Raw genomic sequence first — 25,699 nt, forward strand, 5'->3', positions numbered from 1 at the left:
GGTTCCGGGCGGGCCGTCGGCGCGTGCGGGTGGTGACGGGGCGTCAGTGCGCCATGACCGGGACGGCGTCCTCGGCGTCGGCGCCCTGGGCGTGCTGCTCCGGCTTGCCGGCGTTGACCAGGACGCCCGCGGTCAGGCCCGCCAGCAGCAGGATGCCGAAGGCCGCCCAGATCGCGATCGAGTAGGAGTGCACCTGGGCCTGGAGGCCGAACAGCTTCGGGTCGGTGGTGGCGGCGGCCGCCGCGTGCGACTTCGCCCAGGAGGTGCCGGCGCTGTGCGCGACGGTGCTCAGCAGCGCGGTGCCGATCGCGCCGCCGACCTGCTGGGAGGTGTTGACCATCGCCGAGGCGACACCGGCGTCCCGCGGCTGGACGCCGTAGGTGGCCAGGCTCATCGCGGGCATGAACGCGGTGCCCATGCCGAGGCCCATCAGGACCAGGCCGGGGAGGATCTGCCAGTACGAGGTGTCGACGTCGATCTGGGTCAGGATCAGCAGGCCGAGCGAGGCGACCACGAAGCCGGGCGCCATCAGGAACCGGGCCGGGACCCGGGTCATCAGGCGGGCGCCGATCTGGGTGGAGCCGGTGACCATGCCGGCCACCATCGGGAGGAACGCGAAGCCGTTGACCAGCGGCTTGTACTCCAGCACGCCCTGCATGTAGAGGGTGAGGAAGAGGAACAGGCCGAACATGCCGATCACGGCCATGCCGAGCGAGAGGTAGACGCCGCCGCGGTTGCGGTCGGCGACCACGCGCAGCGGCAGCAGCGGGGCCTTGACCCGGCTCTCGACGACCACGAACGCGACCAGCAGCACGGCGGCGGCCACGAACAGGCCGATGGTGCTGGCGTCGCCCCAGCCCTCCTGCTCGGCCCGGGTGAAGCCGTACACCAGGGAGACCAGGCCGAGGGTGACCAGCAGCACGCCCGGGATGTCCAGGCGGTTGCGGTTCAGGCCGACGGCGGGCTCGCGGATGACCAGGACCGCGCCGGCGATGGCGACCGCGGCGAACGGGATGTTGACGTAGAAGGTCCAGCGCCAGTTCAGGTACTCGGTGAGGGCGCCGCCCAGGATCAGGCCGATCGCACCGCCGCCGCCGGCCACGGCGCCGTAGATGCCGAACGCCTTGGCGCGCTCCTTGCCGTCGGAGAACATCACGGCGAGCAGCGACAGCGCGGCGGGCGCCAGCAGCGCGCCGAACACGCCCTGCAGGGCGCGGGCGCCGAGCAGCATCGCGGTGTTGGCGGCCGCGCCGCCCAGCGCGGAGGCCGCGGCGAAGCCGACCAGGCCGACCATGAAGGTGCGGCGGCGCCCCCACAGGTCCGCGACGCGGCCGCCGAACAGCAGCAGGCCGCCGAAGGCCAGCGCGTAGGCGGTGATCACCCACTGGGTGGTGCTGTCGGCGAAGCCGAGGCTCTTCTTGGCGTCGGGGAGCGCGATGTTCACCACGGTCGCGTCGAGGACGACCATCAGTTGCGCGAGTGCGATGAAGACGAGCGCCTTCCACCGGCGCGGGTCCGGCTGGAGGGTGTCAGACATGGAGGTACCCACTTGTGTGTGCGAGAGCGTACGGGTGCTTGCGGGACCGCGGCCGGTGACGGGGGTCCTGCGGGAAGTCGTGGGGGGCGGGTTCCGCCCCGGGTGCCGTTGCTTGGTCAGGCGCCGGGCGTGAGGTCCTCCAGGGTCGCGGCACGGCCGGGCAGCACGGACGGCGCGGGAGCCCGCAGGCCGTCCAGGAGCAACTGCAGCAGACGCCGGACGTGCGGGTCCAGGTCGAGGCAGCCGAAGCCGGGGAGCGGTCGGGTGAGCTGGGCCATGGCGACCACGATGTCGCCGGCTCCGACGTCGGTGCGGAGCAGGCCGTCGGCCTGGGCGCGGGCGATCAGGTCCTCGGTGACCCGCTTCATCTCGGCGCGCGCTCGGGCGAGTTCGGGTTCTTCGAGGTCGACGGTGTCGGAGAGCAGCGGACAGAGCGCGCCGATCCGCTCCTCGGCCGCGGCGAGCGCGAAACGGCTGAACGCCGCGAAGGAGTCGGGCTCCTCGGCGGCGGCCGTGTGCGCGTGCGCCACGATCCGCTCCATCACGGCGATGGAGACCTGCTGGATCAGCGTCCGGCGGTCGGCGAAGTTCCGGTACAGCGTGGCGTTGCCGACCCCGGCCCGGCGGGCGATCTCGTCGAGCGGGGCCAGCGCCCCGTACTCGACGAACGCCTCCCGGGCCGCGGCCACGATGCGGGCCCGGTTGCGGGCCGCGTCCGCGCGGCGGGCGGGAGCGGCGGTGGTGACGGTCATGGTGCGCTCCCTTCGAGCGGCGGGCTTCGAACAGCGGGCTTCGAGCGGCGGGGCCTTAGTGGGGATCGTCTCCCCGTTTTGTTGCGGACAGATGTCTAAACGGGGAACTGCTCCCCGGAAATTTCATCATCCGATGTGACCTGCGTCACATTTGTGCCACCACGGACGGGTGACCTTCCGGCGCGTTCCCCCGGACGGAGCCAAAGCCCTGGTCAGGATGGGTCCATGAGCACCGCCAAGCCACGCGCCGAGCGCGCCGCCGAGGCCCGGGTGGCCGCCACCCGGATCGAGGCCGAGGGCGTCGACGGGGTGATCGTCAGCTGGGTCGACAACGCCGGCGTCACCCGGGTCAAGACCGTCCCCGTCCGCGGCCTGGAATCCGCCGCCCGCTGGGGCCTGGGCGCCGCCCCCTGCTTCGACGCCTTCCTGGTCGACGACTCGCTCGCCCCCTCGGGCGGCCCGGTCGGCGACCTGCGCCTGGTCCCCGACCTCACCGGCCTGCACCGCCTCGCCGCCCAGCCCGGCTGGGCCTGGGCCCCCGGCGACCGCTGGACCCAGCAGGGGGAACCCCACCCCGGCTGCCAGCGCCGGTTCGCCCGCCGCACCGCCGATGCGCTCGCCGACCTCGGCCTGGACGTCCGGGCCGGCATCGAGGTCGAGTGGATCGTCGACGGCGGCGAGCCCGGCCCCGCGTACGGCATGCGCCGCCTGATCGGCAACAGCGACTACCTGCGCGACCTGCTGCGCACCCTGCGCGAACAGGAGGTGACCGTCCTCCAACTGCACCCCGAGTACACCGAGGGCCAGTACGAGCTCTCCGTCGCCCCCGCCGGCCCCGTCGAGGCCGCCGACACCGCGCTGCTGGTGCGCCACACCGTCCAGGCCGTCTCGCTGCGGCACGGACTGCGCGCCAGCTTCGCCCCCGCCACCACCCCCGACGGCGTCGGCAACGGCGGCCACCTGCACCTCAGCCTGTGGCGCGACGGCCGCAACCTCGGCCACGGCGGCACCGGCCCGCACGGCCTCACCCGGGAGGCCGAGGCGTTCCTGGCCGGGGTGCTCGCCGAACTGCCCGCGCTGCTCGCCCTCGGCGCCCCGTCCGTCGCCAGCTACCTGCGCCTGGCCCCCGGCCGCTGGTCCGGCCCGCACCACTGCTGGGGCCTGGAGAACCGGGAGGCCGCGCTCCGCCTGATCACCGGCTCCGCGCCCGAGCAGGCCAACGCCGAGATCAAGTGCTTCGACGCCGCCGCCAACCCCTACCTCGCCGTCGGCGGCGTCCTCGCCGCGGGCCTGGCCGGCCTCGGCGCCGCGCTCCGGCTGCCCGCCGAGACCACCGGCGACCCGGACGGCACCGCCCCGCGCCTCCCCGACACGCTCCAGGGGGCCGTCGACGCGCTGCGCAAGTCCGAGGTACTGCGCGCCGCGCTGGGCGAACCGCTCTGGCGGGCCGTCGTCGACGTCCGGGAGGCCGAGATCGCCCGCTTCGCCGACCTCGGGCCCGAGGAGCTCATCGCCGCCGTCCGCTACCGCTACTGAACCGGCCGGGCAGCAGCGGTGGCGGACGGCGCCGGGGTCAGCCCCGGTCCAGCACCGACCAGGCCGGGGACAGCGCCAGCGCCTCCACCTGCCGCTCGGTCAGCGGCAGGCCCCCGCCCCCGGGGTTCGCCACCGTCACCCGCATCAGCAGCCCGCTCGGCCGCAGCAGGGCCACCACCGTCTCGGTCGCCCCCTGCGCGTGCGGCACCGGGCGGTCGGCCGCCGTCCGGATCCGGGTGCCGTCGGGAAGCACCGGCGCCTGCCCGAACCACTCCCGCGTCACCTGGTCGGCCGCCGCGACCTCCACCAGCAGCTCCGCCTCCCGGCCGCCCTCGCCCACCGTCGCCGACTGCTGCGACCAACTGCCGCCGATCTGCTCCACCCGCAGCCCGGCCGGCAGCAGGTCGGCCAGCCGGACGTCCGGGGCCGGGTGGGTGTCCCGGGCCGGCTGCTGCTGCGCCAGCGCGCCCCGCAGACTCCGCCAGGACGGGGCGGAGAGCATGCCGGTCAGCTGCTGCTCCGTCAGCAGCGCCGCCGGGCGGAGCGCCGGGGCGCCGGCGTCCGGGTCCGGGGAGCCGGAGTGCAGGGTCACCCGCAGGCCGTCCGCCGCCTCCAGCGACACCTCCCGGAAGGCGGACTCCGCGTCCGGCAGCGAGGCCGTCGCGAACACCCTCCCGCCGTCGCCGTCGGGCGTCTCGGTGCAGATCCGGTCGTCGGCGCTGCCGGTGCAGCCGAACCCGGGCTTGGCGTGCTTCCAGTCGTCGACCGTCACCGACAGCCGGCTCGGGCCGCTGCCGTTGTCCACCAGCAGCTGCGCCGTGGCGCTGCTGCTCGGGACGGTGCCGGGGCCGTGCGTCGTGCCGGACGAGCGGAGGATCCGCACCCCCGGCGGCAGCACTTCGCCCAGTACCGACACCGTGTGCAGTTCCTCCGGCAGCGCCGCCCCGGCCGCCGTCCCCCCGGTCGGGGAGGGCACGGACGCGGCCGGGCCGACCGCCACCGCCGGGCGCTGCGCCGGCACCGAGAGCGCCGTCAGCGCCCCCACCGCCAGTACCAGCGCGCTCGCGCCGGCCACCAGCGAGAGCTGCCCGCGCTGCCGCCGGCGGCCCCGGACGGCACCCTGCCGGGCCAGCCGCGGCGGGTCGGCGAGGAAGCCCTCGCCGGCCGCCCGGAAAGCCCGGGTCAAACGCTCCTCGAACTCGTGCTCGGACTGCTGTGCGGACATGCGTGATCACCGTCTCTGTGAGCGGGGAAGGGGAAGGGTGGTACGACGGGAGGGCCGACTCCCGTGCGGGGCCGGGCGGTTCAGTGCCGGGCGAGGTCCTCGAGGCCGTCGCCCAGCAGGGCCCGCAGCCGGGCCAGGGCCCGCGAGGTCCGGGTGCGCACCGCGCCCGAACCGCAGCGCAGGATCTCCGCGGTCTCCTCGACGCTGACGTCCTCCCAGTAGCGCAGCACCAGCACCGCCCGGTCGCGCGGCGGGAGGGCGGCCAGCGCCTCCAGCAGCGCCACCCGCAGCGTGCCGTCGCCCTCCGGCCCCGGCAGGTCCGGGACGTTCGCGATCGGCCGCTCCCCGGCGCTGCGCCGCCGGTGGTGGTTGACGAACTGCCGGTACAGCACCCCCTGCGCGTACCCGGCGGGGTTCTCGATCGCCCGCCCGCCGAAGAACCGTCCGGGCCGGCGCCACACCGTGTACATCCGGCTCAGCGTCTCCTGGACCAGGTCCTCCGCGAGATGGGTGTCCCCGCCGGTCAACAGGCAGGCGGAGCGGTAGAGATGCCCGGACCGGTTGGCGGCGAACTCCGCGTACTCCGCGTCCGCGCCGTGGACCGCCTTCGCCACCGGCGCTGTTGGTGCGGGTGTCGGTGCTGTTGGCGCTGGCGCTGGCGCTGGCGTTGGTGTCGGTGCTGTCGGTGTTGGTCTTGCTCTTGGTGCCACGATCACCGTTCCCCCGAGGATCCGTACCCTGTCACCCTTCAGACGCGGTTCCGCGCGCCGAATGTCACAGGGGTTTCCGGAGGCGTCACCCGCGGCCCCTAGAGTGTGGGCGCCGGGGGCCGGGCCGAGGGGACGGAGCGGGGATGTTCTGGGTGGGGCTGCTGCTGTTCGTCGTGGTGGGCGGCGAGTTGGGCGCGGTGGTGCAGGCGGTGACCAGGCTGGGGGACGAGGACGGCGGGGTGATCGCCCAGTTCGTCATCGGGTTCAACCTGGTGCCCTGGACGGCCCTGCTCGCCGGCACCCTGCTGTACGGCGGCCGCCGCCGGCAGGCGGGGCTGCACGTCAAGGGCACGCTGGTGCCCGCGCTCGCCCGGATCGAGGACGTCCGGGCCACCGACGACGCCCCGGACCACAGGCTGGAGCTCGACCTCACCGTGGCCCCGAAGGGCGGCCCCGCGTACCGGGTGCACGGCAGCGCCCGGGTCAACGTGATGCACTTCCACGAGTTCGCCGCCGGGCGCACGCTGGACGTCACCCACGACCCGGAGCGCCCCTGGCGGGTCGAGGTCCCCGCGCGCTGCCCGCAGCGGGGCCAGGTGCCGCTGGACAGCGCACCGGAGAGCAGCCGGGTGCACGAACCGAAGGTCCCGCTGCGCGGGGCGCTGCTCGCCGCGCTGACCGCGGCCGCCGTCGGCGCGGCCGTCTTCCTCCGCGTCCGGGGCGGCTGACCGCTCCCGGGGCCCGGCCGTCCGACCGTCCAACGTCCGACCGCCGGGAGTCGCGGGCCGGTCCGGGCCGGTCCGTCCGTGACGTGCCCGGACCGCCGCTCGTTGCCCAGGGCGCGGACGGCCGGGCGGCCGCCCGGGACGGAGGCGGTGCACGGTGGCGGCAGCGGGAAGCGTGCTGGTGGGGCGGCCCCTGGCGAAGGGCGGGGTGGCGGCCGGGTACGACGCGGTGGTGGTCGGATCCGGGGCCGGGGGCCTCACCGCGGCGGTCTGCCTGGCCCGGCAGGGCCGCCGGGTGGCCGTGTTCGAGCAGCACTACACCGCGGGCGGGTACACCCACGCCTACCGCCGGCGCGGCTGGGAGTGGGACGTCGGCATCCACTACGTCGGGCAGCTGGCGCAGCGCGAACCGGTGCGGGTGCTCTCGGACTACCTGACCGGCGGCGCACTGGAGTGGGCCCCGCTCGGCGACCCCTACGACGAGTACCGCCTGGCCGGCGAGGCGTACCCGGTGCCGGTCGGCCCCGACGCCCACCGGGCGGCGCTGACCGCCCGCTTCCCGGCCGAACGGGCCGGGATCGAGGCGCTGTTCGCCCTGGCCGCGCGCTGCCGGGCGGTCCTGCCGGTGCTCGCGCTCGGGCGCCTGTCCGGCCCGGTCGCGCGCCCGCTCGCCCGGGTGCTGCGCACGGCGGCGGTGCCGCCGCGCGCGCTGCTCCCGGCCCGGGAGGTGGTCGCCGGGCTGATCGGCGACGAGCGGCTGCGGCAGGTCCTGCTCACCCAGGCCGCGCTGCTGCTCGCCGACTCCACCGCCCGGCTGCCGTTCTTCCTGGTCGCCGTGCTGTCCGAGCACTTCCGCACCGGCGCCTGGTACCCGGTCGGCGGGAGCGCCGCGATCGCGCGCGCCATGCTCGACCCGATCCGCGAGAGCGGCGGCGAGGTGTTCGTACGGGCCCCGGTGGCCCGGATCGAACTGACCGGCGGGCGGGCGGCGGGCGTGCTCCTCGCGGACGGCACCCGGGTGCGGGCCCCGGTGGTGGTCGGCGCGGCCGGCGCGCAGAACACCCTCACCCGGCTGCTCCCCGACCCGACCGGGGCCCGCGCGCGGCGGCTGGCCGGGATGCGGTCCGGCTTCCCGTTCGTGGTGCTCTTCCTCGGCCTGGACGGGACACCGGCCGAACTCGGCCTGCCCCGGCACAACCTGCTGGTGACCGACGGCGACTGCGACTCCTTCTTCGACGGCGACCCCGGGCAGCGGACCAGCGGGCTGTTCGTCTCCTTCGCCAGCGCCAAGGACCCGACCTGGGCGGCCCGGCACCCCGGCCGGTCCACCGGCGAGATCCTCGCCTACGTGCGGCCGGAGCTGTTCGAACCCTTCCGGGGCTCGCCCCGGCGCGACCGCGACCCCGGCTACCTCGCCCTCAAGGCGGAGCTGACCGCCGAACTGCTGGAGCGCCTGCACCGCGAACTCCCGCGCACCAGGGGGCGGGTGGCGCACCACGAGCTCGGTACGCCGCTGAGCGCCGAACACTTCGGCGGCTGGCCCGGCGGCAGCCTCTACGGGCTGGCGAAGGACGTGGCCGCGTTCGGCGACGGGCGCCGCCCCGGCCTGGCCGACTGGCTGCGCCCGCGCACCGGGATCGACGGCCTCTACCTGGCCGGCCAGGACTGCCTGGCCGGCGGGTTCCTCGGCGCGGTCACCGGCGGCCTGCTGGCGGCCCACGAGGCGCTGGACCGCACCGGCCGGGCCCGCCTGTGGTCCGCCCTGGCCCGCGGATCGGCCCGCCGGGCGGCCCCGGCTCCCGCACCCGCACCCGCCTGAGGGGCCCGGCACCGCGCGTCCCCCCGATCTCCCGACGCGGCCCCCGGCCGCCCGCACACACCCGAGGCTTCCCGCCGTCCCGGTTTCCGTACCCGCCTCGGCGGTTGCCGCTGTCCCGGATCCCCCGTCCGTCTGACATGGTCCGGTGCCGCGCGTCCTCCCGACCTCCCGACGCGGCCCCCGGCCGCCCGCACACACCCGAGGCTTCCCGCCGTCCCGGTCCCCGTCCCCGCCTCGGCGGTTGCCGCCGTCCCGGATTCTCCATCCGTCTGACGTGGTCCGAGACCGCGTCTCCTCCTGATCTCCTGACGCGGCCCCCGGCCGCCCGCACACACCCGAGGCTTCCCGCGGCCCCGGTCCCCGTCCCCGCCTCGGCGGTTCCCGCCGTCCCGGATCCCGCATCCGTCTGACGTGGCCCGGCACCCGTGGTACGAAGATCGCATGAAGAGCTACTGGGTGGGGGAACGGGTGCGCCTGCGGGCGGTCGAACCGGGGGACGGGCCGCTGCGGGCCCGGCTCAGCGAGCAGGAGGAGCGGCTCGGCGACGCGCTCAACCCGCCGCGCTCGGCGGAGGGCTGGACAGCCCTCGCCCGGGAGGAGGCCGCCGCCGACCCGACCGCCGACACCTACCGGCTGGTCGTCGAGTCGCTCGCCGACGGTGCCGCCGTCGGCGCCGTCAGCGTGCACCGGGCCGACCCGCGCAGCGGCCTGTTCGAGTACGGCGTCACCATCGGCGCCGAGCACCGCCGCCGCGGCTACGCGAGCGAGGCGGCCCGGCTGGTGCTGCGCCACCAGTTCGAGGAGCGCCGCCACCACAAGGCCACCGCCCGGGTGTTCGCCCACAACGAGCCCTCGCTCGCCCTCCAGCGCGGCCTCGGCTTCACCGAGGAGGGCCGGCTGCGCCGACACTTCTTCGTGGCGGGCGAGCACCGGGACGTGGTGCTGTTCGCGATGTTCGCCGAGGAGTTCTTCGCCCGGCACGGCGGCCCCACCGAACTCTGACCACTCCTTGCACGTTTCTGCACGATCGCGCCGGGGCGTGCTCAGGACCGGGGCGTGCTCAGGGCCGGGGCGTGCTCAGGGCCGGGCGGCGAACGGGCCGTCCAGCGCGGCCCACTGGAGCAGCAGGACGGTCTTGCCGTCGGCGATCCGGCCGTCCCGGACCATCGCCAGGGCCTCGGCGAAGGGCAGTTCGAGCACCTCGATGTCCTCGCCGTCCTCCTCCAGCCCGCCGCCGCCCCCGGTCCGGTCGGCCGGCCGGTAGGGCGCCGAGTAGCAGTGCAGGCGCTCGGTGACCGAACCCGGGCTCATGTACGCGTCCAGCACGTGCGTCAGCGGGCCGAGTTCCACGCCCAGTTCCTCCAGGCCCTCGCGGCGCACGGCCGCCGCCGCGTCGCCCGCCTCGCCCGCGTCCAGCAGCCCGGCCGCCGCCTCGATCAGCATTCCGTCCGGGTGCCCGTTGACGTAGGCCGGGTAGCGGAACTGGCGGGTCAGCAGGACGGTGCCGCGCGCGGTGTCGTACGGCAGGACGGCCGCGCCGTCACCCCGGTCGTAGGTCTCGCGCTGCTCGGTGGTCCAACGGCCGTCGCGGCGGCGGTAGTCGAAGGTGGTGCGGCGCAGCACGTGCCAGCCCTGCGAGGTGAGTTCGACCTCGCGCACCCGCACGTCGGGGTTGCGGCGCAGGTCGCGCCCGGCGCGGTCGAGGCCGGTGCGGCCGCGGTGGTCGGGGAGTTCGATCCCCGGGCGGCCGCTCACGCCTCCGCCCGCCGGGCGCGTCGCGGGAGTTCGGCGGCGTCGCGGTAGACCGGCAGGCCGCGGCGGCGGGCGGTGGCCACGTCCTGGTCGGCGCCGGCGGAGTCGCCGGGCAGCCGGAGCACCGCGTCGCAGTGGGCCAGCAGCCGGTCCGCGGCCGGGTAGAGCACCTGCTCGGCCAGCGGGTCGGTGGGCCCCGCGCCGGCCGAGCGGAGCACCGGCAGGGCGATCCACTCGCCGATCACGGGCAGGTGCCCGGCGGCGAAGACCGGCCAGGCGGCCTCCTCCAGCCGGGCCAGGTTGGCGGCCATCGCGGCCGGGTCGCCGCCGGTGCCGGAGCGGTACGGGCCGGCGATCAGGACGAGCATGGGGGAGTCGGTGGCGGAGTCGGCACCGGAGGGGGTCGGGGTGGTTGCTGTCTGCTGGGCCATGGGACGGTACGATACATGCAGAAACGTGAAAGAACAGGAGATAATGCGGATGCTGGCTGCTGAACGGCGCGACCACCTGCTCGAACTGCTCGCCCGGGAGGGCAAGGTGGTGGCCAAGGACGTCGCCGCCGCACTCGGCATCTCCGAGGACAGCGTCCGCCGCGACCTGCGCGACCTCGCCGCCGAGGGGCTCTGCCAGCGGGTCTACGGCGGCGCGCTGCCCGCCTCCCCGGCGATGGCGGGCTACGCCGAGCGGCAGTCGGTGGCACCCGGCGGCAAGCGCAGGGTCGCCGCCGCGGCCGTCGAACTGGTCCGCCCCGGCGGCACGCTGATCCTGGACGGCGGCACCACCGCGCTCGCCGTGGCCGGCCTGCTCCCGCCCGACCTCGACTGCACCGTGATCACCCACAGCCCGACGGTGGTCGCCGCCCTGCTGGACCACCCCCGGGCCGAGCTGTTCCTGCTCGGCGGCCGGATCTTCAAGCACTCCGCGGTCGCCTGCGGCGCCGCCGCCGTCGAGGCCGCGCAGAACGTCTCCGCCGACCTGTGCCTGCTCGGCGTCACCGGCGTCCACCCCGAGGCGGGGCTCACCACCGGCGACGCGGACGAGGCCGCGATGAAGCGCGCCCTGGCCGCCCGGGCCGCGGAGACCTGGATCCTGGCCTCCGCCGAGAAGATCGGCACCGCCTCCCCGTTCCGCGTCCTGCCCTGGGACCGCGTCGCCGGGCTGATCACCGACGCCCCCGCCGACCACCCGGCGCTGGAGCGCCTCACCGCCGCCGGCGTGACCGTCCGGTAGGCGCGCTGAGCAGGCTGCGGCGGATCGAACTCCGGCCGGGGCGAGGGCCGTCGCCCCGGCCGGTTCCCACCGCCCGGCGGCTCGATCCCGATCCCGAGCCCGAGCACGTACGCGGGTGCGAGCGCGTACGCGGGCGGTATGGCCGGTGCGGGCGGTGCGGGCGGGTGCCGCCCGGGGCGGCGGCCGTCAGAGGCGGTCCGGGTGCGGCGTTCCGGCGCCCCGGAGCAGGGTGTCCACCACGAGGGTGGCGAGGGCGTCCGGGTCCGATCCGTCCCGGCGCTGGGCGGCCTGGTGGATCAGCGCGTAGTAGACCTGCCGCGTCCACGGCACGTCGACGTCGGCGCGCAGGACGCCCGCGTCCCGGGCGCGGACGAACAGCCGCTCGCAGGTCTCCCGCACCTCGGCGTGGATGCGCGCCACCTCGGGGTCGGAGGAGGACGCCTGGCTCATCGCGAACCCCCAACCGACCTTTATCGCAAGGACGTTGGCAGTCGTCCGGTAGAGCGCGACCAGGGGCGGGGCGGTGTCGGGGCGGGCCTCCTGCACCGCCGCGGCGAACCGCCGGGTGGCCCACAGCGCCAGGGCGTCGACCAGGGCCTCGCGGGTGGCGAAGCGCCGGTGCACGGTGGTGCGGGCGACGCCGGCGGCCTCGGCGATCTGTTCCATGGTGGCCGCCGGGTCCTGGCCGAGGGTGCGTTCGGCCGCCTCCAGGATCGCCGCCACCGTCCGTTCGGCGTCCGCGCGCAGCGGCTTCCCCGGTGTGCGCCCCGGTGCCCGCGGTGCCCGCGCCTGCGTCCGTTCCTGCGTCCCCGCCTGCGTCCGTTCCTGCCTCTCCATGGCGAAAGCATACGTCGGTGTCATGGTTTCCCGTCTACTTGCATCATTCATGTTGCAAGTTATAGCTTCCGTGCATCCCGACTGATGCGGCTCACGCCCTCACCGAAAGGTCGAGCACATGGAGTACACCCGTCTCGGACGCAGCGGCCTCTCGGTCTCCCGGCTCGTCCTCGGCACCATGAACTTCGGGTCGCGCACCTCCGAGGAGGACAGCCACGCGATCATGGACCGGGCGCACGAACACGGCGTCAACTTCTTCGACACCGCCGACTCCTACGGCGCCCGGCAGGGCGAGGGCCTCACCGAGGAGCTCATCGGCCGGTGGTTCGCCCGGGGCGGCGGCCGCCGCGAGCGGACCGTCCTGGCCACCAAGGCGTACCTCCCGACGGGGGAGCGGCCCAACGAGGGCGGCCTGTCCGCGCTGCACATCCGGCGCGCGGTCGAGGGCTCGCTGAAGCGGCTGCGCACCGACCACATCGACCTCTACCAGATGCACCACATCGACCGGCACACGCCGTGGGAGGAGATCTGGGAGGCGTTCGGCGTGCTGCGCCAGCAGGGCAAGGTGCTCTACTTCGGCTCCTCCAACTTCGCCGGCTGGCACCTCGCCCAGGCGCAGGAGGCGGCCCGGACGCGGCACTTCCTCGGCCTGGTCGCCGAGCAGTCGATCTACAACCTGATGACCCGGTGGATCGAACTGGAGGTGCTGCCCGCGGCACGGAACTACGGCATCGGCGTGATCCCGTACTCGCCGCTGCACGGCGGGGTGCTCAGCGGCGTCCTGCGCAAGCAGCGCGAGGGCCTCGCCGTCCGCAGCGGTTCGGGGACCTGGGCCGCCGCCCTCGACGAGCGCCGCGCGGCCGTCGAGGCGTACGAGGAGCTGTGCGCCCGGCTCGGCGAGGACCCCGCGCACGTCGGCCTGGCCTGGCTGCTCGCCCAGGAGGGCGTCACCGGCCCGATCATCGGGCCCCGCACGATCGGCCAACTCGACGGCGCGCTGCGCTCGTTGGAGATCGAGCTCGACGAGGGGACGCTCGCCGAACTCGACGCGCTCTTCCCGTCCCCCGCCCCCAACCGCGGCGCCAAGGCCGCGCCCGAGGCGTACGCCTGGTGAACCCCGCCGCGCGGTTCAGCGCGGCGCGGCGTCTCAGCGCGGCGCGGCGTCTCAGCGCGGTGCGGAGCCTCAGCGCGGTGCGGCGTCCCGCGTCAGGACGACGACCGGGACCCGGCGCCCGGCCCGCTCCTGGAAGTCCGCGAAGTACGGGGTGTGCCGCAACTGCAGGGCCCAGAGCCGGTCGTGCTCCGCGCCCCCGGCCACCGACGCGGTGACGGGGAAGCTCTCGGTGCCGACCTCGACGCGGGCGGCCGGGTCGGCGAGCAGGTTGTGGTACCAGCCGGGGTGGTTGGCCCGGCCCCCGTTGGCCGCGAAGACCACCAGCCGCCCGCCGTCCTCCAGGTAGGTCACCGGCATGACGCGCGGCTCCCCGCTGCGGGCCCCGGTGGTGGTGAGCAGCAGCAGCGGGACCCCGGCGAAGTCGCCGCCCACCACCCCGCCGGCGGAGCGGAACTCGTCGATCACCAGTTGGTTGCGCTGGAGCCGCTCTGACGTCACGTGGGCACCCCTCGGAAAAGCGAACTGACGGTGGGTCACCCAAGCTACGCGCCATCTCGCCCGCCGAGCACCGGATTTCATGCACCGGCACCCGCCCGTCCGGTCAACGCGCCCATCGGGCCCGAGCCGACCTGCCCGGCGGCCCCCTGCGCCCGACCGCCAGGTGTACTGACCACGGAGGTCGGTGGCGGGGTGGAGCGCGGCTTGGTGGGCGATGGCGAGTCCGTCGGTTCGCACGGCCGGGCCGCGCCACTGCTTGAAGCGGTTGTTGCACCGCTCGACGGTCCGAGAGCGGACGGGCGTTGCTGTCGCAGGCCGGGCGAACCTTCGTGCTCGGGCCGCCCCGCGAAGGTCCGCAATCGGACGGACGCATCCGGTCAACACCTCGACCCGTCAAAGAGCCGCGCTCCGGTCGGCGAGCAGGACGGCCGGCAGCAGGCCCTCCAGCACCAGGGCCCGGGGGAGGGTCAGACCGAAGTGCCGCTCCAGCACCCCCAGGCTGGCCCGGTGCACCTCACGGTCCGCTCGCTCCTCGTCGGTCAGACCTTCTGCGCTCAGCAACTCCGCTATTGCGTCCGCGACTTCGGGGTCTCCCGCGACCTTTCCGTTGCCCCAGGAGTCGTCCAGGTGCAGATTGAACGAGCACACCGTCCGGCCGTCCCGGTGGTAGTGGAAGGTCGGCGGCACCGGCTTGCCGTTCTCCTCCTCGTACTCCACCAGGAAGACCTCGGCCCCGCCCGCGGAGATCGCCGGATCGTTCTCGAACTCACCGAACCAGCCCCCGTACGCCACCGCGAAGGTCCACCCGCCGCTCACCCCCAGCCGCAGCCCGATCCCGTCCCAAACGTCCCCGAACTGCTCCTCCAGCGCCTCGACCAGTCCGTCCCCGGTAAGCTCCCCGACCGGCTCCACCGTCCGCTCCGACCACTGGGCCGAGGCCGCGATCCGCGCTGCCAGCTCCTCGACCCCGAGCCCTCGGGCCAGCGTCACGCTGTAGCCGCCGAAGGCGATGCTCTGCGGCTCCGCGAGCCAGGCGATTCCGTCCGTCATGCAGGTGATCCTGTCGCACCACACCGACACACCCCCGCCCCGCGCAACCGGACTGCTCCGAGCCGGCTGCCTGTCCCGTCTCAACGAACTTCGACGCGTCTCGGCGAAGTTCGACCGGCTCGGCGACTTCCGCGCCTGCGGTCGACCACCACCGCTGTTCCCGTGGCCCCCCGGCCTTCGACTCGCACTGCGCGGCCGGTCGCGGTCCCGGTGCCGTTGAGGATCGCGAGCCAGCCGGTCTGGTTGAAGTAGCGAAGAGACACCGCTCCATCACCGCCTCCAGGCAGGTGGAACCCGACTCGCCCCCTGCCGTGCTGTGGTCGAACTTCGCTGAGACTCGCCAAAGTCCGGTGAGACAGGACACCGGCCGCCCACCCGACCCGGTCAAGGAGACATGCCTCAGTGCGGGACGTGCCGTTCGCCGAGGGCGCGCAGGCCCTCGGCGAGGGCGGTGTGCCGGGCCGGGTCGAGGCCGGCGGTCAGTTCGGCGTCGGCGGCCTCGGCGGCCTCGGCGCAGCGGGCCAGCAGGCGGCGGCCCTCGGCGGTGAGGGTGAGGACCTGGCGGCGGCGGTCGTCCGGGTCGCGGAGCCGTTCGACCGCGCCGAGCGCCTGGAGCTGGTCGGCGAGGGCCACCACCAGGCTGGGGGCGACGCCCAGCCGGGAGGCCAGCTCCTGCTGGGAGGCGGCGGGCCCGGCGTCCAGCGCGGCCAGCAGTCCGGCGTGCTTGGGCTTCAGGCCGAGCGCCTCGACCCGGGCCGCGAAGCGGTCGGCGGCCAGGGCGCCGAGGGTGCCCAGGTTGAAGACGAGGCTGGCGCGGAGGGCGGCCGAGCCCTTGACATCGCTCATGCCCAGAATGGTAGCTTCCCCATATCGTTCATAGATCGAATGATTCAGGGGGAGATGGAATGAGCGTGCTGTCGACGGCCAACGCGCTGGCCGCACTGCTGAGCGCGGGATCGAGCGCGGCGGGGGTGCTCCGGCCCGGCCTGGCACTGCCCGCCGGCGAACCGGCCACCGCCGGGGTGCACCTGTACGCGCGGGCCTACGCCGCCCGGGCGCTCCCGCTGGGGGTGGCCACCGCGGCGGCGGTGTGGACGGGCGGGGCGGCGGCCGGGCCGCTGCTGCTGGTCTCCGGTCTGGCCCAGGTGGCCGACTCGGCGATCGGCTTCCGGCAGCGCAATCTCGGCATGGGCATCGGCGCCGGCGCGTGCGCCGTCCTGCACCTGCTCTCCGCCTGGTGGGTGACCCGGTGAGCGCCGCGGTGGGCACCACGGGCCTGACGGCACTGGACGCGGCGGCCTTCGCGGCCGAACTGGCGGTCTACGCGGCGGCCGCCGGGTGGGCCTGGCTCGGGCCGGGCCGGCGGCCGGTGCGGCTGGCGGCGGCGGTCGGCGCGGTGGTGGGGCTCGCCCTGCTGTGGGGGTGGTTCGCGGCCCCGACGGCCGACCGGCCGCTGCACGGCGCGGCCCGGGTGGCGTTCGAGCTCTGCTGGTTCGGTGCGGGCGCGGCGGCCGCGCTGCACACGTACGCCCGCCGGAGGCGGTCGGGGTGAGCTGCGCGGCCGCGCTCCACCTGACGGTCCGTCAGTTGACGGCGGCCAGGTGGTTCTTGAGGCCCTGGCCGAACGCGGTCGGGGTGCCGTCGAAGCTGGAGATCAGCGACGGGCCCTGGCCGCAGTCCCAGGTGTTCCACGTCCAGCCGAGGTAGGAGACCTTGGCGGCGTCGGCCCAGGACATCACCTGGTCGATGAAGGAGTGGGCGCAGTCGTTCTCACCGATCTCGCCGACCACCACCGGGACCTGGGCGGCCAGCGGTGCCACGGTCGAGTTCCAACAGGACTGGCTGGAGCAGGTGTTGAAGTTGTACACGTGCCAGGACGCGGCCAGGTTGCCCGCCGGGTCGTTCGGCTTGTGGGCGAGCCACTGGCCGAGGTCGTTGGAGTAGGCCAGGCCGCCGAGCAGGATCACGTTGTTCGCGCCGGCCGTGCGGACGGCGTTCACCAGCGTCTGCATGCCGCTGACCGGGTAGTTGATGCCGGGGCAGGCGCTGCCGCCGTCCCGCCAGCAGTTCCACGCCTGGTCGATGCCGGAGACGGCGCGGTCCGCGTAGGGCTCGTTGAGCAGGTCGAAGACCACCGAGGGGTCGTTCTTGAAGGTGCTGGCGACGGAGGACCAGAAGGTCGCCGCGCCGGCGCCCGGCATCGGCTTCTGGCAGGTCGAGTTGACGTCCGAGCAGCCCGAGGAGTTGCCGGTGTAGAGGCCCTGCGTCCAGTGCAGGTCGATGATCGGGGTGAGCCCGGCGTCGCGCAGCGCGTAGACGAAGTTCTTCACCGCGGTGCGGTAGTTCTCGCCCGCGTACTCCGGCTTGACGTTGGCGTAGCCGTTCCAGCAGTCCTCGTTGACCGGGACGCGGACGGCGTTGGCCTTCCAGCTCTTGATCGCGGCGATCGAGGCGGCGTCCACCGGCCCGTCCGAGAAGCCGTAGCCCTGGACGCACATGAACTCCATGCCGGAGCGGTTCACGCCGCGCAGGACCACCTGCTTGCCGTTGGCGTCCACCAGCTGGTTGCCGGAGACGTGCAGCGCCGGGGCCTTGCCGTCCCCGGTGCCGGTGCCGGTGCCGGTGCTCGACGAGGCGGAAGCGGATGGCGCGGGGGACGCCGAGGCCGAGGCGGACGCCGACGCCGAAGCGGAGGCTGAAGCCGACGGAGACGCGGACGCGGACGCGGACGCGGAGGCCGACGCGGAGGCCGACGGCGAGGGGCCCGCCGCGCCGTTGCAGGCCACGCCGTTGACAGTGAACGAGGTGGGGGCCGCGTTGGTGCCGCTGTAGGCGAAGTTGGCGCCCGCGCTGATCGAGCCGCCGGCCGCGAGGGTGGCGGCCCAGGCGGGGGCCGTGACGGTGACGTTCTTGCCGGACTGGCTCCAGGTGCCGTTCCAGCCGCTGCCGGAGAGGGTCTGGTTGCCGGTGTAGGAGTAGCCGACGCTCCAGTTGTCGATCGCGGTGGTGCCCGCGTTGGTAACTTTCACGTTCGCGGTGAAGCCGCTGCCCCAGTCGTTCGTCGTGTAGTCGACGGAGCACTGGACGCCGGCGGCGGCCGCGGGGCCCGCGCCGGTGAGGGCGAGGGTGGCCGCGGCGGTCGCGGCCAACGCCGAGACCAGCGCCAGGGTGGTGGTGCGGACGGACATGTCCGACTCCTCGAAGGAGGGGGAAATGGGCGCGCTCCCACAGGCCCGCCCCGAACCCTAGTCGGGGGTAAGGCAGTTGCCAACCGGCCTCGGCTGCGCACTCCCTTGACAGTGCGCGCACCCCTCCCGATATTTGGGAGCGCTCCCACAGAACGACCCCCGGTGGACCGCTCGGAAGGCACCCCCTGCCGACCGTCCGGACCCACCCCCTGCACGACCGTCCCCGGACTCCCCCACCCACCCCCTCCGAGGAGCCGTCATGTCGTCCCCGACCCGTCACCGGGTGCCCCGAAATCGCGTCCCGGCGCTCGCCGCCGCCCTCACGCTGCTGGCCACCGGCCTGTCGACCGCGATCGCCGTCCCGGCGTCCGCCGCCGTCGTCCAGTGCTCCGTCGACTACACGACGAACGACTGGGGCAGCGGCTTCACCGCCAACGTGGCGATCAACAACAAGGGCACCGCCGCGCTCAACGGCTGGACGCTCACCTACTCCTACGCCGGCAACCAGACGCTCTCCGGCAGCGGCTGGAACGGCACCTGGAGCCAGTCCGGCAAGAACGTCACCGTCGTGGCCCCGGCCTGGGCCGGCACCATCGCGGCCGGCGGCTCCGCCACCGCGGGCGCCAACTTCTCGTACAGCGGCACCAACACCGCGCCGACCGCCTTCGCGGTCAACGGCACCAGCTGCACCGGCGCGCACGCGGCCCCGACCACCGCGCTGACCAGCCCCGCCCCGGGCGCCAACTACCAGGCGGGGGCGGCCATCCCGCTCTCGGCCACGGCCAGTGCGGCGGACGGCGCGAGCATCAGCAAGGTCGAGTTCTACGACAACACCACGCTGATCGGCACCGCCACCACCGCCCCGTACACCTACAGCTGGACGGGCGCGGCCAGCGGCAACCACTCGATCTACGCCAAGGCGTACGACAGCCTGGGCGCGAGCAGCGAGTCGACCCCCGCGGGCATCACGGTGGCGACCGGCCCGGCGATCAGCGCCACCCCGCTGACCCTGTCGGTCAACCAGGGCAAGACCGGCAGCTTCGCCGTCAAGCTCACCAGCCAGCCGAGCGCCAACGTCACCGTCACCACCACCCGGACCTCGGGCAACACCGGCCTGTCGATCAGTTCCGGCGCGACGCTGACCTTCACCCCGAGCAACTGGTCCACGGCGCAGAACGTCACGCTCGCCGCCGACGCCTCCTCCACCGGCTCGGCCACCTTCACCTCCTCCGCCACCGGGTACACCTCCTCGGCGGTCACGGTGACCGAACTGGCCGCCGCCTCGGGCGTGTACAACGACCGGTTCCTGCAGCTGTACAACAAGATCAAGGACCCGGCGAACGGCTACTTCTCGCCGGAGGGCATCCCCTACCACTCGGTGGAGACCCTGCTGGTCGAGGCCCCCGACCAGGGCCACGAGACCACCTCGGAGGCGTACTCGTACCTGCTCTGGCTGGAGGCCCAGTACGGCCGGGTCACCCAGGACTGGACGAAGTTCAACGCGGCATGGACGCTCATGGAGACGTACATGATCCCGGGGCACGTCGACCAGCCGACCAACTCGTTCTACAACGCCTCCAAGCCGGCCACCTACGCGCCCGAGCGCCCGCTGCCGAGCGACTACCCGGCCGCGCTGGACACCTCGGTCACCTCGGGCAGCGACCCGATCGCCGGTGAGCTGAAGAGCGCGTACGGCACCGACGACATCTACGGCATGCACTGGCTGCAGGACGTGGACAACGTCTACGGCTACGGCAACGCGCCCGGCAAGTGCGAGGCCGGCCCGTCCGACACCGGCCCGTCGTTCATCAACACCTACCAGCGCGGCGCGCAGGAGTCGGTGTGGGAGACCATCCCGCAGCCCACCTGCGACAAGTTCACCTACGGCGGCAAGAACGGGTACCTGGACCTGTTCGTCAAGGACAACTCCTACGCCAAGCAGTGGAAGTACACCGACGCGCCGGACGCCGACGCGCGCGCCATCCAGGCCGCGTACTGGGCCGACACCTGGGCCAAGGCGCAGGGCAACGGCTCGCAGGTGGCCACCACGGTCGCCAAGGCCGGCAAGATGGGCGACTACCTGCGGTACGCGTTCTTCGACAAGTACTTCAAGCAGATCGGCAACTGCGTCGGTGCCAGCGCCTGCGCGCCCGGCAGCGGCAAGACCTCCGAGCACTACCTGCTGTCCTGGTACTACGCCTGGGGCGGCGCCACCGACACCTCGGCCGGCTGGTCCTGGCGGATCGGCGACAGCGCGGCGCACGGCGGCTACCAGAACCCGATGGCCGCGTACGCGCTGGTCAACAACCCGGCGATGGCCCCCAAGTCGGCCACCGGCAAGTCCGACTGGACCACCTCGATGGCCCGCCAGGTCGAGTTCACCCAGTGGCTGCAGTCCAACGAGGGCGCGATCGCGGGCGGCGCGACCAACAGCTGGGAGGGCGACTACGGCACCCCGCCGGCCGGCACCCCGACCTTCTACGGGATGTTCTACGACGAGGCGCCGGTCTACCACGACCCGGCCTCCAACCAGTGGTTCGGCTTCCAGGCATGGGGTCTGGAGCGGATGGCGGAGTACTACTACTCCAGCAACGACCCGAAGGCCAAGGCCATCCTGGACAAGTGGGTGACCTGGGCGCTGTCCCAGACCACCTTCAACGCGGACGGCACCTACCGGATCCCGTCCACGCTGGCCTGGAGCGGCAAGCCGGACACCTGGAACGCCGCCTCCCCCGGCGCCAACAGCGGCCTGCACGTGAGCGTCGTCGACTACACCAACGACGTCGGCGTGGCCGGCTCCTACGCCAAGCTGCTGTCGTACTACGCGGCCAAGTCCGGCAACACCGCCGCCAAGTCCGCCGCGCAGAAGCTGCTCGACGGCATGTGGGCCAACAACCAGGACGCGCTGGGCATCTCGGTGCCGGAGACCCGGACCGACTACAGCCGCTTCAACGACTCGCTCTCGGTGCCGAGCGGCTGGACCGGCACCATGCCCAACGGCGACCCGATCAACAGCACCTCCACCTTCCTGTCGATCCGGTCCTGGTACAAGAACGACCCGTCGTTCGCCAAGGTCCAGGCGTACCTGAACGGCGGCGCCGCGCCGACCTTCACGTACCACCGGTTCTGGGCGCAGGCCGACATCGCGACGGCGATGGCGACCTACGGTGAGCTGTTCGGCGGCTGATCCGGCGGCCACCACCGGCGGTTGACCCGCCGTCACCCGAGCGCGAGTGCCCGGTCCGACCGACAGCGGACCGGGCACTCGCCCGTTATGAGGAGATTCCTTTACTACCTCTTGATTTTTGTCATATCTGGTGAATAGTCTCCCGGCCATTCGGACGCCGTCGATCACCCTCGATCGCGCCGCCGCCACTCGGGAGGGTCAACCCCTATGAGAGTTCCCCGGATCCGCCGTTCCGCACTCACCACCGCCGCGGCCTGTCTCGCACTCGCCACGACCGGAGCGCTGGCCCTGCCCGCCGCCGCGGCCGCGGCCGAGACCGCCGACGGCCCGCTGCTCAGCTACGTGGTCAACACCAGGGCCAACCACGGCCAGACCCAGAAGGCCGAACGCGAGGTCAGGGCGGCCGGCGGCACCGTGGTCGCCTCCTACGAGCAGATAGGCGTGGTGATCGCCCACTCCGCGGACCCGGGCTTCGCGGCCAGGCTCCGCAAGTCCAAGACCGTCGACTCGGTCGGCGCCAGCCGCACCGCGGGCATCCAGGCCGGCGGCGCGGAGGGCGTCGTCCAGGAGGCCGAAGTGCCCGCCGGCGCACCCGCCGACGGCAGCGAACCGCTCTGGGCCAACCAGTGGGACATGCGGCAGATCGGCGTCGACCGGGCGCACGGGACCACCCTCGGCAGCCGCTCGGTGGTGGTCGGCGTGCTCGACTCCGGCATCGACGCCACCCACGAGGACCTCGCCGCCAACGTCGACCCGAAGCTCTCCGCGTCCTGCCTCGGCGGCCGCCCCGACACCGACTGGCAGTCCTGGCAGCCCACCACCAGCAGCCACGGCACCCACGTGGCCGGCACCATCGCCGCCGCCAAGAACGGCAAGGGCGTCGAGGGCGTCGCGCCCGGCGTCCGGCTGGCCGCCGTCAAGGTGGTCGACGACGGCGGGTTCATCTACCCCGAGTACGCGATCTGCGGCTTCGTCTGGGCCGCCGAGCACCACTTCCAGGTCACCAACAACAGCTACTACGTCGACCCGTGGATGTTCAACTGCGCCGGCGACCCCGACCAGGCGGCCGTCAGCGAGGCCGTCCGCCGGGCCGTCGACTACTCCCGCCGCAACGGGGTGCTGAACATCGCCGCCGCGGGCAACGAGAACATCGACCTGGCGCACAAGACCGTCGACGTCTCCAGCCCCGACGACACCGACCCGGCCCCCCGGCCGATCGACGACAGCTGCCTCGACCTGCCCGCCGAACTGCCCGGCGTGGTCGCGGTCTCCGCGATCGGCGCCAAGGGCGACAAGGCGTACTACTCCAGCTACGGGCTGGGCAAGGTCACCGTCGCGGCCCCCGGCGGCGACAGCCGCTACCAGGTGCCCGACACCCCCGACGGCCGCGGCTCGGTCCTGTCCACCCTCCCCGGCGGCAAGTACGGCTACAGCTCCGGCACCTCGATGGCCTCCCCGCACGTGGCGGGCGTCGCCGCGCTGCTCGCCTCCACCCACCCGTGGGCCGGGCCCGAGGTGCTGCGCGCCCTGCTGGTCGGGCAGGCCGACCCGCACGCCTGCCCGTCCGGCGTCTTCGACCCGGGCGGCACCGGCGAGTACAAGGCCACCTGCGAGGGCAGCGAGGGCGACAACGGCTTCTACGGCGCGGGCGTGGTCTCCGCCGCCAAGGCGGTCGACCGGTGGCGCAACTGACGCCCGGTCAGTAGCTCACTCCCCGCCGACGTGCCGGGACCAGTCCGGCTCCACCGGAGCCAGGCCGGCCCGGTTCGGCACCTGCTTCAACCAGGCCGGACGGGCCGCCAGCCGCGCGGCGGCGGCCCGCTCCTCGGCGGCCCGGATCTGCTCGGGCGTCGCGAAGCCCTCCGGCAGCCAGGCCGCCGAGTGCGCCACCCGGGCGGCCAGGTGCGCCACGTACGCCTCCCGCACCGCGGCCGGCGAGTCGAAGCCCGGCTCGCCGGCCAGCCAGGCGTCCGGCACCAGCGCGGTGACCTCGCGCAGCAGTTCCGGCGTCACCAGCGGCGCCAGCGCGGCGTCGGCGGCCGCCAGGTCCGGGGCGCAGCCGCCCAGCGCGTGGCCGCTCAGGTCGTAGCGCCTGTGCACCGAGGCGGGCGCGGTGGCCCAGCGGTGGTGGAAGACCAGGCCGGCGCCGTTGTCGATCAGCCACAGCCGCCCGTGCCAGACCATCAGGTTGGGGTTGTGCACGCTGCGGTCGACGTTCCCGGTCAGCGCGTCCAGCCAGACCACCCGGCCCGCCTCGGCGGGGGAGACCTCGATCATCCCCGGCCGGAAGTCCCGCGCGCCCGGCAGCAGGTCCATCCCCAGGTTGCGCCCGGCACTGGCCCGCAGCAGGTCCTGGATCTCCTGGTCCGGCTCGTCCGCGGCCACCGCCGGGTCGAAGTCCACCAGCACCAGCGGCGGCACCCGCAGCCCCAGCCGCCGCGCCAGCTCGCCCACGACCACCTCGGCCACCAGCGCCTTCACGCCCTGCGCCGCCCCGGTGAACTTCACCACGTACGTCCCCAGGTCGTCGGCCTCCACCACCCCGGGCACCGACCCGCCCGCCCGCAGCGGGTCGACATAGCGCAGCGCCTTCACCTCATCGAGCATCCGCCCAGCCTAACGCGGCGTGAGCCCCCGGGTTTGGCGGCCGTCCGGGTCGGTGATTGGGTGGGGCCGACCGTCGAGCAGCCGACCGAGGAGAAGTGAAGCGATGGGCAAGGTGCACGCCGCCACCGAGCGGACGTACGGGGCCGGTCCGGCCCGGGTGTACGAGGTGCTGGCCGACTACGCGGTGGTCCGGCCGAAGCTGCTGCCCGCGCAGTACAGCGAGTACGAGGTGCGGGCGGGCGGGCAGGGCGCCGGGACGCAGGTGCACTGGAAGCTGCAGGCGACCGAGAAGCGGGTGCGCGACTGCCTGTTCACGGTGTCGGCGCCCAGCCCGGAGAAGCTGGTGGAGACCGACGCCAACTCCTCGATGGTGATCACCTGGACGGTGTCGGCGGTCGGCGAGAGCGGCAGCAGGGTCACCGTGGAGGCGAGCTGGACGGGCGCCGGCGGCATCGGCGGCTTCTTCGAGCGGACGTTCGCCCCCAAGGGCCTGAACCGGATCCACGACCAGGTGCTGGCCAACCTGGCGGCCGAGCTCGGCTGAGCCCCCCTGGCGGTAGGACACCCGTACGGCGCGTCAGCCGTACGGGTGTCCGGCTTCCCCGGACGGGTGAAACGGGCCCGGTCGGGGGTTGCCGCCAACTTAGGCTCCGGGCCGTGCAGATGACGATCCTTCATGTGTCCCAGCCGGTCGACGGCGGGGTGGCCCGGGTGGTGGTGGACCTGGTGCGCGGGCAGCGCGCGGCGGGGTGCCGGGTCCTGGTGGCGTGTCCCCCCGGCGGCCGGCTCGCCCGCGAGGCCGCCGCGGCCGGCGCCCGGGTGCTGGACTGGCCCGCCGAACGCTCGCCCGGCGCGGGCGTCGCCGGGGAGACCTGGCGGCTGCGCCGGATCATCCGCCGCACCGGCCCGGACGTGCTGCACCTGCACAGCGCGAAGGCCGGGCTGGCCGGTCGGCTGGCGGCCCGCGGCACCCCGCCCACCGTGTTCCAGCCGCACGCCTGGTCGTTCGCGGCGGTGGACGGCGCGATGGCCGAGGCCAGCCTGCGCTGGGAGCGGCACGCCACCCGCTGGGCCCGCACCGTGCTGTGCGTCAGCGAGCGGGAGCGGGCGGACGGCGCGGCGGCCGGGCTGGTCGCCGACTGGCGGGTGGTGCCCAACGGCGTCGACCTGGAGCACTTCGCGCCCGCCGACCCGGCCTCCCGGCGGGCCGCCCGGATGACCCTGGGCCTGGACCAGGCCGACCCGCTGGCGGTGTGCGTGGGGCGGCTGTGCCGGCAGAAGGGCCAGGACGTGCTGCTGGACGCCTGGACGAGGGTGCAGCTGGCCCGCCCGGCGGCCCGGCTGGTGCTGGTCGGCGGCGGTCCGGACGCGGAGGCGCTGGCCGAGCAGGTCCGCTCGCTGCCGGACCCGTCCCGGGTGCGGATGGTGGGCGACGTGGCCGACCCGCGGCTGTGGCTGGCGGCGGCCGACCTGGCGGTGCTGCCCTCGCGCTGGGAGGGCATGGCGCTGGCCCCGCTGGAGGCGATGGCCTGCGGGCGGCCGGTGCTGCTGACCGACGTGCCGGGCGCCCGGGAGTGCCTGCCGCCGGGGGAGCGGGAGCGCGCGGTGGTGCCGCCGGAGAATTCCGGTGCGATGGCCGAACGGCTGGTCGAATTCCTGGGCGACCGGATCGAATGCGAAAGGCGCGGAGTTCTGGCCCGGTCGCACATGACAGATCATCACGATATTCGCGGGGTGATTCAGCAGGTGGCGGCGGTCTACCGGACGATTGTTCGGAGCGGCGCGGTGCCGGTGGGCCGCGCGGACCGTGTCCCGCAGCGGTTCTGATCGTTTGTCAGACCGTGAACGCCCGCCCGCGCAGGTGCGGCTTTCTTTCCTGAATGTCTGATTATTGGGCGGGTGGAATGAAATGGCATGTCAGGCCCTGCGCGC

The 25,699-nt window shown here is 74.2% G+C and carries 24 protein-coding genes; 12 read left to right on the forward strand and 12 right to left on the reverse strand.

Translation table 11 applies throughout. The annotated features are described in order from the left end of the window. Positions 1-43 precede the first annotated feature (43 nt). Positions 44-1,537 carry an MFS transporter gene (locus tag ACFUEL_RS03230; protein ID WP_380234212.1) on the reverse strand — a complete coding sequence of 498 codons (1,494 nt, stop codon included), beginning with the start codon at positions 1,535-1,537 and terminating at the stop codon, positions 44-46. A gap of 116 nt (positions 1,538-1,653) precedes the next feature. Continuing rightward, a complete protein-coding gene (locus tag ACFUEL_RS03235) occupies positions 1,654-2,289 on the reverse strand; it encodes a TetR/AcrR family transcriptional regulator (RefSeq protein ID WP_380234213.1) in 636 nt (211 codons plus the stop codon). A gap of 225 nt (positions 2,290-2,514) precedes the next feature. Between ACFUEL_RS03235 and ACFUEL_RS03240 the strand changes: the two genes are divergently transcribed. Further along, positions 2,515-3,825, forward strand: coding sequence for a glutamine synthetase (locus tag ACFUEL_RS03240; RefSeq protein ID WP_380234214.1), 1,311 nt, complete (start codon positions 2,515-2,517; stop codon positions 3,823-3,825). Between the two features lie 37 nt (positions 3,826-3,862). Here ACFUEL_RS03240 and ACFUEL_RS03245 read toward each other — a convergent pair whose 3' ends face one another. Both ACFUEL_RS03245 and ACFUEL_RS03250 read right to left on the reverse strand, forming a co-directional pair. Beyond that, positions 3,863-5,050 carry a hypothetical protein gene (locus ACFUEL_RS03245; protein WP_380234215.1) on the reverse strand — a complete coding sequence of 396 codons (1,188 nt, stop codon included), beginning with the start codon at positions 5,048-5,050 and terminating at the stop codon, positions 3,863-3,865. Positions 5,051-5,130: 80 nt separating this feature from the next. Continuing rightward, positions 5,131-5,664 (reverse strand): SigE family RNA polymerase sigma factor, encoded by a 534-nt coding sequence (locus ACFUEL_RS03250; protein WP_380234216.1) that lies wholly within the window; start codon positions 5,662-5,664, stop codon positions 5,131-5,133. 239 nt (positions 5,665-5,903) lie between these two features. Between ACFUEL_RS03250 and ACFUEL_RS03255 the strand changes: the two genes are divergently transcribed. From ACFUEL_RS03255 to ACFUEL_RS03265, 3 genes are all read left to right on the forward strand, one after another. Further along, entirely contained in the window at positions 5,904-6,488 is a 585-nt protein-coding gene (locus ACFUEL_RS03255; protein ID WP_380234217.1) for a hypothetical protein, read from the forward strand. A gap of 154 nt (positions 6,489-6,642) precedes the next feature. Then, positions 6,643-8,304, forward strand: a complete 1,662-nt coding sequence (locus tag ACFUEL_RS03260; protein ID WP_380234218.1) for a phytoene desaturase family protein — start codon at positions 6,643-6,645, stop codon at positions 8,302-8,304. Positions 8,305-8,745: 441 nt separating this feature from the next. Further along, a complete protein-coding gene (locus ACFUEL_RS03265) occupies positions 8,746-9,306 on the forward strand; it encodes a GNAT family N-acetyltransferase (RefSeq protein ID WP_380234219.1) in 561 nt (186 codons plus the stop codon). 75 nt (positions 9,307-9,381) lie between these two features. Here ACFUEL_RS03265 and ACFUEL_RS03270 read toward each other — a convergent pair whose 3' ends face one another. Further along, positions 9,382-10,059 (reverse strand): NUDIX domain-containing protein, encoded by a 678-nt coding sequence (locus ACFUEL_RS03270; RefSeq protein ID WP_380234220.1) that lies wholly within the window; start codon positions 10,057-10,059, stop codon positions 9,382-9,384. Then, positions 10,056-10,424, reverse strand: coding sequence for a DUF4406 domain-containing protein (locus tag ACFUEL_RS03275; RefSeq protein ID WP_380234255.1), 369 nt, complete (start codon positions 10,422-10,424; stop codon positions 10,056-10,058). Before ACFUEL_RS03275 ends, ACFUEL_RS03270 begins: the two co-directional genes overlap by 4 nt. 112 nt (positions 10,425-10,536) lie before the next feature. On the opposite strand from ACFUEL_RS03275, the gene ACFUEL_RS03280 reads away from it, so the two are divergent. Next, positions 10,537-11,286, forward strand: coding sequence for a DeoR/GlpR family DNA-binding transcription regulator (locus ACFUEL_RS03280; protein WP_380234221.1), 750 nt, complete (start codon positions 10,537-10,539; stop codon positions 11,284-11,286). Positions 11,287-11,472: 186 nt separating this feature from the next. Here the strand turns inward: ACFUEL_RS03280 and ACFUEL_RS03285 are convergent, their stop codons facing one another. Further along, positions 11,473-12,123: a TetR/AcrR family transcriptional regulator gene (locus ACFUEL_RS03285; RefSeq protein WP_380234222.1), complete on the reverse strand. Its 651-nt coding sequence runs from the start codon at positions 12,121-12,123 to the stop codon at positions 11,473-11,475. A gap of 118 nt (positions 12,124-12,241) precedes the next feature. On the opposite strand from ACFUEL_RS03285, the gene ACFUEL_RS03290 reads away from it, so the two are divergent. Next, complete coding sequence (locus tag ACFUEL_RS03290) at positions 12,242-13,237, forward strand: aldo/keto reductase (RefSeq protein WP_380234223.1); 996 nt, start codon at positions 12,242-12,244, stop codon at positions 13,235-13,237. 69 nt (positions 13,238-13,306) lie between these two features. Here the strand turns inward: ACFUEL_RS03290 and ACFUEL_RS03295 are convergent, their stop codons facing one another. From ACFUEL_RS03295 to ACFUEL_RS03305, 3 genes are all read right to left on the reverse strand, one after another. Further along, positions 13,307-13,735 (reverse strand): nitroreductase family deazaflavin-dependent oxidoreductase, encoded by a 429-nt coding sequence (locus tag ACFUEL_RS03295; protein ID WP_380234224.1) that lies wholly within the window; start codon positions 13,733-13,735, stop codon positions 13,307-13,309. Positions 13,736-14,128: 393 nt separating this feature from the next. Beyond that, positions 14,129-14,785: a DUF6461 domain-containing protein gene (locus tag ACFUEL_RS03300; protein WP_380234225.1), complete on the reverse strand. Its 657-nt coding sequence runs from the start codon at positions 14,783-14,785 to the stop codon at positions 14,129-14,131. A 399-nt stretch (positions 14,786-15,184) separates the two neighbouring features. Continuing rightward, complete coding sequence (locus ACFUEL_RS03305; RefSeq protein WP_380234226.1) at positions 15,185-15,631, reverse strand: MarR family winged helix-turn-helix transcriptional regulator; 447 nt, start codon at positions 15,629-15,631, stop codon at positions 15,185-15,187. Positions 15,632-15,690: 59 nt separating this feature from the next. Between ACFUEL_RS03305 and ACFUEL_RS03310 the strand changes: the two genes are divergently transcribed. Continuing rightward, on the forward strand, positions 15,691-16,038 hold the full coding sequence (locus tag ACFUEL_RS03310) for a hypothetical protein (protein ID WP_380234227.1): 348 nt from the start codon (positions 15,691-15,693) through the stop codon (positions 16,036-16,038). Beyond that, complete coding sequence (locus tag ACFUEL_RS03315) at positions 16,035-16,337, forward strand: DUF2568 domain-containing protein (protein ID WP_380234228.1); 303 nt, start codon at positions 16,035-16,037, stop codon at positions 16,335-16,337. The genes ACFUEL_RS03310 and ACFUEL_RS03315 overlap by 4 nt, the downstream gene beginning before the upstream one ends. 31 nt (positions 16,338-16,368) lie before the next feature. On the opposite strand, the gene ACFUEL_RS03320 is transcribed toward ACFUEL_RS03315, so the two are convergent. Next, positions 16,369-17,973: a cellulase family glycosylhydrolase gene (locus ACFUEL_RS03320; protein ID WP_380234229.1), complete on the reverse strand. Its 1,605-nt coding sequence runs from the start codon at positions 17,971-17,973 to the stop codon at positions 16,369-16,371. Positions 17,974-18,232: 259 nt separating this feature from the next. Here ACFUEL_RS03320 and ACFUEL_RS03325 point away from each other — a divergent pair, with 259 nt between their 5' ends. Next, positions 18,233-21,160, forward strand: coding sequence for a glycoside hydrolase family 48 protein (locus tag ACFUEL_RS03325; RefSeq protein ID WP_380234230.1), 2,928 nt, complete (start codon positions 18,233-18,235; stop codon positions 21,158-21,160). 207 nt (positions 21,161-21,367) lie between these two features. Then, positions 21,368-22,852, forward strand: a complete 1,485-nt coding sequence (locus ACFUEL_RS03330; protein WP_380234231.1) for a S8 family serine peptidase — start codon at positions 21,368-21,370, stop codon at positions 22,850-22,852. A gap of 15 nt (positions 22,853-22,867) precedes the next feature. Here the strand turns inward: ACFUEL_RS03330 and ACFUEL_RS03335 are convergent, their stop codons facing one another. Continuing rightward, positions 22,868-23,767: a HipA family kinase gene (locus tag ACFUEL_RS03335; RefSeq protein WP_380234232.1), complete on the reverse strand. Its 900-nt coding sequence runs from the start codon at positions 23,765-23,767 to the stop codon at positions 22,868-22,870. A 103-nt stretch (positions 23,768-23,870) separates the two neighbouring features. Between ACFUEL_RS03335 and ACFUEL_RS03340 the strand changes: the two genes are divergently transcribed. Together ACFUEL_RS03340 and ACFUEL_RS03345 are read left to right on the forward strand one after the other, a co-directional pair. Then, on the forward strand, positions 23,871-24,311 hold the full coding sequence (locus ACFUEL_RS03340; RefSeq protein ID WP_380234233.1) for an SRPBCC family protein: 441 nt from the start codon (positions 23,871-23,873) through the stop codon (positions 24,309-24,311). A gap of 119 nt (positions 24,312-24,430) precedes the next feature. Further along, the gene (locus ACFUEL_RS03345; RefSeq protein ID WP_380234234.1) at positions 24,431-25,594 is read left to right on the forward strand and encodes a glycosyltransferase; all 1,164 of its coding nucleotides are present in this window, start codon (positions 24,431-24,433) and stop codon (positions 25,592-25,594) included. Positions 25,595-25,699 lie beyond the last annotated feature (105 nt).

The organism is Kitasatospora sp. NPDC057198, from assembly GCF_042670125.1.
Lineage (GTDB): Bacteria > Actinomycetota > Actinomycetes > Streptomycetales > Streptomycetaceae > Kitasatospora.